Annotated in this window: 10 protein-coding genes; 3 read left to right on the top strand and 7 right to left on the bottom strand. The window is 59.2% G+C overall.

Annotated features, from left to right (window positions below; all coding sequences use genetic code 11):
• Positions 1-30 precede the first annotated feature (30 nt).
• Together ACIOU6_RS14900 and ACIOU6_RS14895 are read right to left on the bottom strand one after the other, a co-directional pair.
• A complete protein-coding gene (locus ACIOU6_RS14900; RefSeq protein WP_221730427.1) occupies positions 31-1638 on the bottom strand; it encodes a carboxyl transferase domain-containing protein in 1608 nt (535 codons plus the stop codon).
• A gap of 12 nt (positions 1639-1650) precedes the next feature.
• Positions 1651-2814 carry an isovaleryl-CoA dehydrogenase gene (locus ACIOU6_RS14895; protein ID WP_258708485.1) on the bottom strand — a complete coding sequence of 388 codons (1164 nt, stop codon included), beginning with the start codon at positions 2812-2814 and terminating at the stop codon, positions 1651-1653.
• A 300-nt stretch (positions 2815-3114) separates the two neighbouring features.
• Between ACIOU6_RS14895 and ACIOU6_RS14890 the strand changes: the two genes are divergently transcribed.
• Positions 3115-4812, top strand: a complete 1698-nt coding sequence (locus ACIOU6_RS14890) for an AMP-binding protein (RefSeq protein ID WP_401137437.1) — start codon at positions 3115-3117, stop codon at positions 4810-4812.
• Positions 4813-5476: 664 nt separating this feature from the next.
• Here ACIOU6_RS14890 and ACIOU6_RS14885 read toward each other — a convergent pair.
• The 3 genes from ACIOU6_RS14885 to ACIOU6_RS14875 all read right to left on the bottom strand — a co-directional run bounded on the left by ACIOU6_RS14885 (position 5477) and on the right by ACIOU6_RS14875 (position 8033).
• The gene (locus ACIOU6_RS14885; protein WP_401137434.1) at positions 5477-6376 is read right to left on the bottom strand and encodes a hydroxymethylglutaryl-CoA lyase; all 900 of its coding nucleotides are present in this window, start codon (positions 6374-6376) and stop codon (positions 5477-5479) included.
• Positions 6377-6523: 147 nt separating this feature from the next.
• Entirely contained in the window at positions 6524-6925 is a 402-nt protein-coding gene (locus ACIOU6_RS14880) for a MerR family DNA-binding transcriptional regulator (RefSeq protein WP_003223708.1), read from the bottom strand.
• 178 nt (positions 6926-7103) lie between these two features.
• A complete protein-coding gene (locus ACIOU6_RS14875; protein ID WP_339431992.1) occupies positions 7104-8033 on the bottom strand; it encodes a LysR family transcriptional regulator in 930 nt (309 codons plus the stop codon).
• 172 nt (positions 8034-8205) lie between these two features.
• Here ACIOU6_RS14875 and ACIOU6_RS14870 point away from each other — a divergent pair, with 172 nt between their 5' ends.
• A complete protein-coding gene (locus ACIOU6_RS14870; RefSeq protein WP_221730422.1) occupies positions 8206-9435 on the top strand; it encodes an acyl-CoA dehydrogenase in 1230 nt (409 codons plus the stop codon).
• Between the two features lie 121 nt (positions 9436-9556).
• Here the strand turns inward: ACIOU6_RS14870 and ACIOU6_RS14865 are convergent, their stop codons facing one another.
• Both ACIOU6_RS14865 and xthA read right to left on the bottom strand, forming a co-directional pair.
• Positions 9557-10891 carry a substrate-binding domain-containing protein gene (locus ACIOU6_RS14865; RefSeq protein WP_401137431.1) on the bottom strand — a complete coding sequence of 445 codons (1335 nt, stop codon included), beginning with the start codon at positions 10889-10891 and terminating at the stop codon, positions 9557-9559.
• A gap of 189 nt (positions 10892-11080) precedes the next feature.
• Positions 11081-11893, bottom strand: a complete 813-nt coding sequence (xthA, locus tag ACIOU6_RS14860; RefSeq protein ID WP_221730420.1) for an exodeoxyribonuclease III — start codon at positions 11891-11893, stop codon at positions 11081-11083.
• 302 nt (positions 11894-12195) lie between these two features.
• On the opposite strand from xthA, the gene ACIOU6_RS14855 reads away from it, so the two are divergent.
• Entirely contained in the window at positions 12196-12846 is a 651-nt protein-coding gene (locus ACIOU6_RS14855; protein WP_221730419.1) for an N-acetyltransferase, read from the top strand.
• Positions 12847-12872 lie beyond the last annotated feature (26 nt).

The following is a 12872-nucleotide window of genomic DNA, read 5'->3' as shown; positions in this document are numbered from 1 at the left end:
CTTCACGAGCAAGCCCGCTCCCACAAAAAATCACATCCGGAACACGCCAAAGCGGCTCGGTTCGATAGGCGCGTTCAGTGACGCGGACAAGGCCAGGGCCAGCACATCGCGGGTCTGTGCGGGGTCAATGACGCCGTCGTCCCACAGGCGTGCGCTGGAATAGTAGGGGTGGCCCTGTTCTTCGTACTGGTCGAGGATCGGTTGCTTGATCTCGGCTTCCTGCTCGGCGCTGAACGCTTGGCCGCTGCGTTCGGCCTGCTCGCGCTTGACCTGCACCAACACGCCTGCTGCCTGTTCGGCGCCCATCACGCCAATTCGCGCATTCGGCCACATCCACAGGAAGCGCGGATCGTAGGCCCGGCCGCACATGCCGTAGTTACCGGCGCCGAAGCTGCCGCCGATGATCACGGTGAATTTCGGCACCTTGGCGCAAGCCACGGCGGTGACCAGTTTTGCGCCGTGCTTGGCGATGCCGCCCGCTTCGTATTTCTGACCGACCATGAAGCCCGTGATGTTTTGTAAAAACAGCAGTGGAATGCCGCGCTGGCAGGCCAGTTCGATGAAGTGCGCGCCTTTCTGGGCGGCTTCGGCGAAGAGGATGCCGTTGTTGGCGAGAATCGCGATCGGATACCCGTGCAGATGCGCGAAACCGCACACCAGCGTGGTGCCGAACAGCGCCTTGAATTCATCGAACACCGAACCGTCGACCAACCGCGCAATCACTTCGCGCACATCGAACGGTTGCTTGGCGTCCGCCGAAACCACGCCATACAACTCGTCGCTGGCGTACAGCGGAGCAATCGGTGTGCGCTGCTGCACTTCGCCGAGTTTGCGCCAGTTGAGGTTGGCGACGCTGCGGCGGGCGAGGGCGAGGGCGTGTTCGTCGCTCTCGGCGTAATGGTCGGCGACCCCGGAAATCTTGCAGTGCACATCGGCACCGCCCAGCTCCTCGGCGCTGACCACTTCACCGGTCGCGGCTTTCACCAGCGGCGGGCCGGCGAGAAAAATCGTCGCTTGATTGCGCACCATGATCGCTTCATCGGCCATCGCCGGCACATACGCGCCGCCCGCCGTGCACGACCCCATGACCACGGCGATCTGCGCAATGCCCATCGCGCTCATGTTGGCCTGGTTGAAGAAAATCCGCCCAAAGTGCTCGCGATCCGGGAACACCTCGTCCTGACGCGGCAGGTTGGCGCCGCCCGAGTCCACCAGGTAAATGCACGGCAGCCGGTTTTGCTGGGCGATGGTTTGTGCACGCAGGTGTTTCTTCACCGTCAGCGGGTAGTACGAGCCACCTTTTACGGTCGCATCGTTGGCGACGATCATGCATTCGACGCCTTCCACGCGGCCGATCCCGGCAATCACCCCGGCGGCTGGCACGTCCTCACCATAAACGGCGTAAGCCGCGAGTGGGCTGATTTCCAGAAACGGCGAACCCGGATCGAGCAAGCGATTGATACGCTCGCGCGGCAGCAATTTACCGCGCGAGGTGTGGCGTTCCTGGGCTTTCGCGCCGCCACCTTGTGCCACTTGGGCGAGGAGGGTGTGCAGGGCGTCAACCTGTTTTAGCATCGCTGCGCTGTTGGCGGCGAATTCCGCTGAACGGGGATTGAGCTGAGTGTGCAGGGTAGCCATGGTCAGCTCCGTTTAGCGGGTTTCGTTGAACAGTTCGCGACCGATCAGCATGCGACGGATCTCACTGGTGCCTGCACCGATTTCGTACAGCTTGGCGTCACGCAGCAGGCGGCCAGCCGGGAATTCGTTGATGTAACCGTTGCCGCCAAGAATCTGGATCGCGTCGAGAGCCATTTGTGTGGCGCGTTCGGCGGTGTAAAGGATCACGCCGGCGGCGTCCTTGCGCGTGGTTTCGCCGCGTTCGCAAGCCTGAGCCACCGCATAGAGGTAGGCACGGCTGGCGTTCAGTTGGGTGTACATGTCGGCGACCTTGCCCTGAATCAGCTGGAATTCGCCGATACTCTGGCCGAACTGCTTGCGGTCGTGGATGTACGGCACGATCAGGTCCATGCACGACTGCATGATCCCGGTCGGGCCGCCGGACAGCACGACGCGTTCGTAATCGAGGCCGCTCATCAGCACTTTCACGCCGCCGTTGAGCACGCCGAGGATGTTTTCTTCCGGCACTTCGACGTCATCGAAAAACAGCTCGCAGGTGTTTGAGCCGCGCATGCCGAGCTTGTCGAACTTGTTGCTGCGGGTGAAGCCTTTCCAGTCGCGTTCAACAATGAAGGCGGTGATGCCGTGAGGGCCTTTTTCCAGATCGGTCTTGGCGTAGATCACGTAGGTATTGGCGTCAGGACCGTTGGTGATCCAGGTTTTGCTGCCGTTGAGGACGAAGCGGTCGCCACGTTTATCGGCGCGCAATTTCATCGAGACCACGTCGGAACCGGCGTTCGGTTCGCTCATCGCGAGGGCGCCGACATGCTCGCCGCTGATCAGCTTCGGCAGGTATTTGCTTTTCTGTTCGTGGTTGCCGTTGCGGTTGATCTGGTTGACGCAGAGGTTGGAGTGGGCACCGTAGGACAGCGCCACCGAGGCCGAGCCTCGGCTGATTTCTTCCATCGCGACCACGTGCGCCAGATAACCCAGGCCAGCGCCACCGTACTCTTCCGGCACGGTGATGCCGAGCAGGCCCATGTCACCGAATTTTCGCCACATGTCGGCGGGGAACAGGTTGTCGCTGTCGATCTGCGCCGCGCGCGGGGCGATTTCTTTAGCGACAAAGGACTGAACCTGATCACGCAGCATGTCGATGGTTTCACCGAGGGCGAAGTTCAGGGATGGGTAGCTCATGGGTCACCTTTTGGCTTTTTTGTAGGGTGGGGAGGGCGGTCGCTAGGCTCTCACCTTTACGTTAACGTAAGCCTGCGATGAATGACTGTCAATCACCCTTTACGTTAACGTCAACTTGAGCGAGAGTAGGAGCAGTTCAAGATCGAAAACGGATTGTCTTTTGTGGGAGGGGGCTTGCTCGCGAAGGCGGTGGTTCAGTCACCATATTGGTTGAATGACACGCCGCCTTCGCGAGCAAGCCCCCCTCCCACCAAAAATAGAACTCCGGTAAACCCACTAATAAAGATAATAGGGGTCGTCATGGATCAACCCAGTGCAAACCCGCAGCGCAGCTACACCCGCGGTTCCCAGGACAAAGCCTTGCTGGCGATGACCATCGGGCAGAAGTTCGACCAGACTGTCGCGCAATACCCGAACGGCGAGGCGCTGGTGGTGCGTCATCAGTCGTTGCGCTATTCCTGGCGGCAACTGGCGGATTCCGTGGATTTGCATGCCAGAGCCTTGCTCGCATTGGGGTTGCAGACCGGTGACCGCCTCGGTATCTGGGCGCCGAATGGCGCGCAGTGGTGCATCACGCAAATCGCCACGGCAAAAATCGGCGTGATTCTGGTCAACATAAACCCGGCCTACCGAAGCTCCGAACTTGAATACGTATTGAAACAATCTGGCTGCCAATGGCTGGTCTGCGCCGGGTCGTTCAAGTCCTCCAACTACCACGCCATGTTGCAGGGGCTGGTGCCGGAACTGGCCGAGCAATCCATCGGACAGTTGCGCAGCGAGCGCCTGCCGGATTTGCGCGCAGTGATCAGTCTCGACAAACAACCGCCTTCAGGTTTTCTGCCGTGGTCGCAACTGGCCGATCTGGCAGCCAGTGTCCCCCCAGAGCAATTACGCGACCGCAGCAACAGCTTGCACTTCGATCAACCCATCAACATCCAGTACACCTCCGGCACCACCGGTTTTCCCAAGGGTGCGACCCTCAGTCACTACAACATCCTCAATAACGGTTACATGGTCGGCGAAAGCATCGGCCTGACGCCGCTTGATCGGCTGGTGATCCCCGTGCCGCTGTACCACTGTTTCGGCATGGTCATGGGCAACCTCGGTTGCATCACCCACGCCAGTACGATGATTTACCCCAGCGACGCCTTTGATCCGCTATTGACCCTGCAAACCGTCGCTGAAGAGAAAGCCACCGGTCTGTACGGCGTGCCAACCATGTTTATCGCCATGCTCGATCAACCACGGCGCGCCGAGTTCGACCTGTCGAGCCTGCGCACCGGGATCATGGCCGGCGCCACGTGTCCGATTGAAATCATGCGTCGGGTGATCAACGAGATGCACATGAGCGAAGTGCAAATCGCTTATGGCATGACCGAGACCAGCCCGGTGTCGCTGCAAACCGGTCCAAGTGACGAACTGGAACTGCGCGTGACCACCGTCGGCCGCACCCAGCCGCAACTGGAAAGCAAGATCATCGATGAGGCTGGCAACCTCGTACCTCGCGGCACCATCGGCGAACTCTGCACTCGCGGTTACAGCGTAATGCTCGGTTACTGGAGCAACCCGCAAGCCACGGCCGAGGCTATTGATGACGCGGGCTGGATGCACACTGGTGACTTGGCGAGCATGAATGACGAGGGTTACGTGAACATCGCCGGGCGTAACAAGGACATGATCATCCGTGGTGGCGAAAACGTTTATCCGCGCGAGCTGGAAGAATTCTTCTTCACCCATCCAGCAGTGGCGGACGTGCAGGTAATCGGCATTCCCTGTTCGCGTTACGGGGAAGAGATCGTCGCCTGGATCAAGTTTCACCCCGGCCACAGTGCTTCGCAGCTGGAACTGCAAACCTGGTGCAAGGAACGCATCGCGCACTTCAAGACGCCGCGGCACTTCAAGTTCGTCGAAGAGTTTCCGATGACGGTGACGGGCAAGGTCCAGAAATTCAGGATGCGTGAGATCAGTATCGAGGAGTTGAAGAGCATCGAGCGGTAACCACTACCCCTGTGGGAGCGGGCTTGCTCGCGAATGCGCAGTGTCATCCACCAAAGATGTTGACTGACCTGATGCATTCGCGAGCAAGCCCGCTCCCACAAGGGACGCGGTGAAAATACAAATCGCAGAAAGCACAAAGGGGAGCCGAGGCTCCCCTTTAATTTTGTCGTCGCGTGCTCTTTTTATTATTGAGGCTCGGTCTATTGTTGTTTTTAGCAACCGTGGCCTTCTACCGCTTTTTTGGCGACCCCCATCCGGGGTCAAGAGCAAACGTATTTTTTTGAGCGCTGATCTGCTTTCTCGTTAAACGATCCAACCGATTCGGGAGCTACCTGAAGGTAGTTTTATTGTTCTCTGCCCGGTTGCGGGTCACTCCTGAGAGCACCCTGAAAAGCATACCTTCTCCAAAAAAATCTGTTAGCTGCGTCTCTGCCGTGTTGTTTTTGTTATGTCAGAGTCGGTACGTCTTATTTTTATTGGTTTGCCGCTTTTTATTCTTGTTATGCCATAGAGATAGCAGAACGCGTGCCAACTTTTAAAATACCTTATAAATCAATAGCTTAATATTTTTCAGGGTTTTTTCGTTCTGCCAAAGCCAGACAATTTGTTTCCGTGTTACTCGTTTAAGCCCAAATCGGCGACACCGCGGTAACACAGTCCTTCATCACTGTGCGCTACGTGCCTTGGCCACACGCGAACCGCTTGGGCGACCGAGCACCGCGCTGATCTGTTGGCCCGCGTCAATCAAGGCGTCCAGGTCGATACCGGTTTCGATCCCCAGGCCGTTGAGCAGGTACACCACGTCTTCGGTCGCCACGTTACCGCTCGCGCCTTTGGCGTAAGGGCAGCCGCCGAGTCCGGCGATAGAGCTGTCGAACACCGCAATGCCTTCGAGCAGACTGGCATAAATGTTGGCCATGGCCTGGCCGTAAGTGTCGTGGAAATGCCCGGCGAGTTTGTCCCGTGGCACCTGTGCCGACACCACGTCGAACAGACGCCGGGTCGCGCCTGCCGTGCCAGTGCCGATGGTGTCGCCAAGCGATACTTCATAGCAGCCCATGGCGTACAACTCCCGCGCAACCATGGCCACTTGCTCTGGCGCGACCGTGCCTTCATAGGGGCAGCCGAGCACGCAGGAAACGTAACCGCGCACGGTAACGCCGTGTTGTTTCGCCGCATCCATGATGGGTGAAAACCGCGCCAGGCTTTCGCTGATCGAGCAATTGATGTTGCGCTGCGAGAACGCTTCCGACGCGGCGGCGAACACCGCGACTTCCTTGACCCCGGCCGCGATAGCGTCTTCGAAGCCGCGCAGGTTCGGCGCCAGTGCGCCGTAGGTCACGCCGGGTTTGCGCTGGATCTGCGCGAAGACTTCGGCGGAGCCGGCCATCTGCGGGACCCATTTGGGCGAGACGAAACTGCCGACTTCTATATAGCCCAGACCTGCGGCGCTCAGAGCATCGACCAATTGCACTTTGTCAGCGACGCTGATGGGCTGGGCTTCGTTCTGCAGGCCATCGCGCGGGCCGACTTCGATCAGGCGTACTTGGGAGGGGAGGGACATGGCGTTGACCTGTTCTTTTGAATTCGAGGTGACCCCCCTTGTGGGAGCGGGCTTGCTCGCGAATGCGCAGTGTCAGGCGACAAATTGCTATCTGATACACCGCCTTCGCGAACAAGCCCGCTCCCACCGGGGAAATGTTGTGTTCAATTACTGCGCGATCTGCTGGCTCTTGAGCGTCTGCTCCAGCGCCTGCACGCAACGCTCTTCGGCGGTATCGAGTTCCAGCTTCATCTGTTCGATGTCGAGCAACTGCTGCTCTAGCTGTTCGCGGCGTTCGCTGATCTTCGCCAACATGCTGTTGAGCTGTTTGGTGTTACCGCTGGACGGGTCGTAGAGCTCAATCAATTCGCGACATTCGGCCAGCGAGAAACCGATGCGCTTGCCGCGCAGGATCAGCTTCAGACTGACTTTGTCGCGTGGTGAATAGATGCGTTCCTGGCCACGACGCTCGGGGCTGAGCAGGCCTTGCTCTTCATAAAAGCGGATCGCCCGCGTGGTGATGTCCAGCTCGCGGGCGAGGTCGGAAATGCTGTAGGTCTGGCTGCTCATCAAAGCGCTCGGAAATAGGGGCTTGGCGCTAAGCTAATGTCAGGTTGACGTTTACGTCAAGGCTCAAAATTTGCGCTGTGTTTGCTGGTCTCTTCGCGAGCAGGCTCGCTCCCACATGGAAATGCGATCCCGTGTGGGAGCGAGCCTGCTCGTGATGGCAGCGCCGCGGTAAAACTTCCTACACCTTGTCGAGCTTCTTCTCATGCGCCGTCACCTGCTGGCACAACTCGATCATCTGCTCGCGCATCCAGCGATTCGCCGGGTCCTGGTCGGTGCTTTCATGCCAGTACAGGTGAGTCTCCACCGGCGGTACATCGTTGACCGGCAAATTGAACGCATGCAGTTCGTGCCGACGGGCGAAACGCTCCGGCACGGTCATGACCATGTCGGTCTGCTGCATCACTTGGGACGCCATCAGGTAATGCTGGGAGCGCAGGGCGATCTTGCGCTGGATGCCCATTTTGCCCAAGGCCAGATCGACATAACCCAAGCCGCTGCGACGGCTGGAAATATGGATGTGGGTCAGCGAGAGATAGTCATCGAGGCTGAGTTTTTCCTTGCCCGCCATCGGATGCCCCTTGCGCATCGCACAGACGTAACGGTCTTCCATCAGTTTGACGTGGCGCACCTGCGGGTCGGTGTTGAGTGGCGCGTCGACGGCAAAATCCAGCCGCCCGGCCGCCAGTTCCTTAGTGGTTTCCCGGCGTTTGGACAGAAAGCTTTCGATGATCACCGTCGGTGCCAGTCGGCGCAGACGCTGGAACAGCGGCGGCAGAATCACCGCTTCAGTGAGGTCGGTCATGCTGATGCGGTAGGTCTTGGCCGCTTGCGCCGGATTGAAAATACGGCTTTCCTGAACCGACACTCGCAACAGCGACAGCGCGTTGCGCACCGGGCCGATGATGTTCTGCGCCATCGGCGTCGGCACCATGCCTTGGGCCGTGCGCACGAAGAGCGGGTCGTTGAAGGTCTCGCGCAACCGCGCCAATGCGTTGGACACCGCTGGCTGAGTGATGCCGACAATCTGCCCGGCGCGGGTCAGGTTGGCTTCGGTGTAGATCGCGTCAAAGACGATGAAAAGGTTGAGGTCGACCTTGCTCAGATTCATAACGCGGCTTCTCTTGTTTTTAAGGGCAGGTGTTTTAGGGGCTGACGATCACTGGATCATATATCGGTGATGAATGTTTATACACGCCGAGAATAGGCTAGGTAAATTATCAACGCTGTTCTAGCATCGATTGCATGACCTGAACAACCTCTCCAAAAAGAAGGTACTGCCCATGGATTTCGCTTATTCGCCCAAGGTGCAAGAACTGCGTGAGCGCGTGACCGCGTTCATGGACACTTACGTTTACCCGGCCGAAGCCGTGTTTGAGCGCCAGGTTGCCGAGGGCGACCGCTGGCAGCCGACCGCGATCATGGAAGAGCTCAAAGCCAAGGCCAAGTCTGAAGGACTGTGGAACCTGTTTCTGCCCGAGTCGGAACTCGGCGCCGGCCTGACCAACCTCGAATACGCACCGTTGGCGGAAATCATGGGCCGCTCCTTGCTGGGGCCAGAGCCGTTCAACTGCTCGGCGCCGGACACCGGCAACATGGAAGTGCTGGTGCGCTACGCCAACGAAGAGCAGAAGCAGCGCTGGCTCGAACCGCTGCTGCGCGGCGAGATCCGCTCGGCGTTCGCCATGACCGAGCCGGACGTTGCCTCGTCCGACGCCACCAACATGGCCGCCCGTGCTGTGCGTGATGGTGACGAGTGGGTGATCAACGGCAAGAAGTGGTGGACCTCCGGCGCCTGCGACCCGCGCTGCAAAATCCTGATCTTCATGGGCCTGAGCAATCCCGACGCGCCGCGCCACGCCCAGCACTCGATGATCCTCGTGCCGGTCGATACCCCAGGTGTGAAAATCGTCCGTCCGCTGCCGGTGTTTGGCTACGACGATGCACCGCACGGTCACGCCGAAGTGTTGTTCGACAACGTGCGCGTGCCGTACGAAAACGTCCTGCTCGGTGAGGGACGCGGCTTCGAAATTGCTCAGGGCCGACTTGGCCCCGGCCGGATTCACCACTGCATGCGGTCGATCGGCATGGCTGAACGGGCGTTGGAGTTGATGTGCAAACGCTCGGTGAACCGCACGGCATTTGGCAAACCATTGGCACGCCTGGGCGGTAATATCGACAAAATCGCCGACTCGCGAATGGAAATCGACATGGCCCGTTTGCTGACGTTGAAAGCGGCGTACATGATGGACACCGTCGGCAACAAAGTCGCCAAGAGCGAGATCGCGCAGATCAAAGTCGTCGCGCCGAACGTGGCATTGCGCGTGATTGACCGAGCGATTCAGATCCACGGCGGGGCCGGGGTGTCGAACGATTTCCCGCTGGCCTACATGTATGCCATGCAACGCACCCTGCGCCTGGCTGACGGCCCGGACGAAGTGCACCGCGCGGCGATCGGCAAGTTCGAGATCGGCAAATATGTGCCGAAGGAAATGCTGCGCAGCGAGCGCTGATCCAGCACCGCGTTATCGTTCTTCGCGAGCAAGCTCGCTCCCGCATTCAACCGCAAGAAATGCGATCCAATGTGGGAGCGAGCCTGCTCGCGAAGGCGTCAATGCAAGTGCCGATGAACACTCAATACACCCAAACCTCCACCCGCCGATTCTTGATCCGCCCCTCATCGGCACTGTTGGTCGCCACCGGCATCAGCGCGCCAAAGCCGCGAACTTCACGCAACACCACGCCGTTCTTGACCAGTTCGCGCCGCACCGCCATCGCCCGCAATTTCGACAGCAGATCCGCGCGCGCCGGGTCATCCTTGGCATCACCAAACCCCACCAGTGTTACCGCGCGATCGGTCTTGTCGTGACCCTTTATATAGTCGAGCACCCGCGCCAGATCTTGCCGCGCCTTGTTATCCAGGCTGGCGCTGCCTTCTTCAAAACGGAAGTTCACGGTCAGACGTTGGGCGTGGCGGCTGAGGGATTGATAACCCTCGGGCATCAGTGAATTGGGGGTGACGCTCATCGCACGTACGGTCTGACTGATAAAGCCGTTGGCGGCGACAATCGTCTGGCCCTGAGGGCTTTGTGCAAATGCCACCAACGCTGTCGCCCACTGGTTTTTGCTGTCTGGCGGCAGATAGAAGAACAGCCGTCGAGACAGCGGATAGTCTTCGGTGGCAATCAGATTGTTAAGCGCCAGCATCGATTGCGAAGCGCCATCAGCGATTGCCACGGCTTTTGCCTGGCGCACATACGGCAGGCCAATGAAGCCAATGCCTTGCGGGTCGCTGCTCACGGCGTCGGACAACTGCTCGCTGGATTCGAACCTTTTCGCTGAACTGTTCAGACTTTTCCCGCGAGGGCTGAGGACCAGTTCCTTAAACGTGTCGTACGTGCCGGACTGATCATCCCGCGCATATAAATGAATCGGGCCGCCACGACCGCCGAGGTCTTTCCAGGTTTTCACCTCGCCACTGAAGATGCGCGCCAGTTGCTCGGTGTCCAGTTGCTGCAGCGGGTTGTCGGGGTGAAGGATGATCGCCACACCATCGATGGCAATGACTTGCTCGGCAGCGGGACTTTTCAGATCGCCCAGCGATTGCAGGCTGAGCAACTCGCTGTCCTTGATCTCTCGGGAGGAGGCCGCCAGATCGGCGCTGGCGTTTCCCAGCGCGGTGAAACCGGTACTGGAACCGTGGGCGGCGACTTCCACCACGACGCGTTTACCTTGGGCGGTCAGGCCGACGATGCGTTGTTCGTTGGCGGTATCCGGGGGCTCGCGGTGGATTTTCAGCAGGCCTTGTTCCTGCAAAAGACCTTCGACCAGCGCCGGGCCGAGTTCAGCGCCGATGGTGTTGGAGCCTTGAATGCGCAACGCCGGGCCGTTTTCGGGTATCGGCAGGGCAGCGGCAGAGACCGTCAGCCCTGCACTCAATAGAAAAACGAACAGAACACGCAGGATCATGCCGGCACCGAATCAAGCCAAGGGGATTGCCCGGGAGATTAAGTCAGTCGCATGACCAAAAGATTACAGCGCGTCAGCGTGGGCGCGGGCGTGCTCGCGGATGGCGGCGTATCAGCTACATTTTCGTCAACTGACACACCGATTTCGCGAGCAAGCCCGCTCCCACAGGGGAATGTGTGATGTCCTGAATCAGCTCAATTCAAGCCAGATCGGCGCATGATCCGACGGTTTTTCCATACCGCGCAGTTCATAGTCCACGCCCGCCGCTTTCACCCGTGGCAGCAGACCGTTGGAGGCCAGGATCACGTCAATGCGCAGGCCACGCTTGGGTTCGTCTTCAAAACCACGGCTGCGGTAGTCGAACCAGCTGAACATGTCGGTCACGTCCGGGTTCAGGTGGCGATAGCTGTCGGTCAGGCCCCAGTTTTTCAGACGCGCCATCCACTCGCGTTCTTCCGGCAGAAAGCTGCATTTGCCGGTTTTCAGCCAGCGCTTCATGTTGTCCGGGCCGATGCCGATGTCGCAATCTTCTGGGGAAATGTTCACATCGCCCATCACCACCAGCGGCTGTTCGTTGTTGAACTGGCTTTCCAGCAGTGCTTGCAGATCGTTGTAAAAACGCTGCTTGGCCGGGAACTTGGTGGGATGGTCGCGGCTTTCACCCTGAGGAAAGTAGCCGTTCATGATCGTCACCGGCACGCCGTTGGCGTCGGCGAAGGTGCCCCAGATGAAACGGCGCTGTGCGTCTTCTTCATCGGTGGCGAAACCTTTATGGATGGCAATCGGTTCCTGGCGCGAGAGCATGGCCACGCCGTAATGGCCTTTCTGGCCATGGTAATAGACGTGGTACCCGAGGGCGCGTACTTCCTCGAGCGGGAACTGGTCGTCGTGGACTTTGGTTTCCTGCAGGCCGATCACGTCCGGCTGATGTTTTTCGATCAGCGCTGCCAGCTGATGCGGACGGGCGCGCAGTCCGTTGATGTTGAAGGAAACAATCTTCATGGTCGGCAGTCCTGGCAAAAGGGCGATGCTAGCTGACATGTGGGATGGGGGCCAGTGTGGGGTGGGAGAAATCATTTTGGCCTGTGGGATTTGTATTGCCTGGGAGGGCCTCTTCGCGAGCAGGCTCGCTCCCACAGGGTTACGCATTCCAAATGTGGGAGCGAGCCTGCTCGCGAAGAGGCCGGCAAAATCGATGAAGATCCCGAGTTGGTCTATACCTGAGGGGAACCGTGCCAACACCAAAAGGTTCGTACCAACAAGAGCGCAGCCATTTGAGCCGTGCCCCGGGGAGAATCCACGTCATGCCTGAAACCCAGACCGCCATCGCCGACATTCATATGCTCGACCGCGGCTATTCGCGTGAAGCCCGATCACTGCTGTATCAGGCCTACCGCCACGAGCCGACTTTCGGTTACCTGTTCGAAGCCGAGCGCCCCGGCTACGAGCAACGCGTGCGGGCGACGGTGCGTGAATTGGTCAAGCAACACTTCCTGCAGGATCTGCCGGCCATTGGCCTGTTGGTTAACGACCGCTTGATCGGCATCGCCCTGATCGCGCCGCCGCAACGTCGCTTGGGCATCACCGACAGCTGGGCGTGGCGCCTGCGGATGGTGCTCAGCACCGGTTTGCGTTGCACTCGGCGCTATCTGGAGTATCACGATGCCGTGTCCGCGTGCGTGCCCGGCGATTCGGTGCACATGCTGCCGCTGCTGGGGGTTCATCCGCAGTTCCAGGGCAAACACTTCGGCGAACAATTGCTGACGGCTGTGCACAACTGGTGCGCGGTGGACGAAACGTCCCAAGGCGTGGTGCTCGACACCGGCAATCCGCGTTACCTGGACTTCTATAAACGTCAGGGTTATCAGGAGATTGGCGAAGTTGCCGTCGGTCCGGTGCGCGAACACGTTTTTTTTCACGCCAATCCGCAGCTGTTACAAACTGCAACAGCATAACAATCGAACTTCTTGGGAAATTTCCT

It is taken from the genome of Pseudomonas sp. NPDC087615 (assembly GCF_044743445.1).
GTDB lineage: Bacteria > Pseudomonadota > Gammaproteobacteria > Pseudomonadales > Pseudomonadaceae > Aquipseudomonas > Aquipseudomonas baetica_A.
This window is presented reverse-complemented; position numbering and strand designations above follow the sequence as displayed.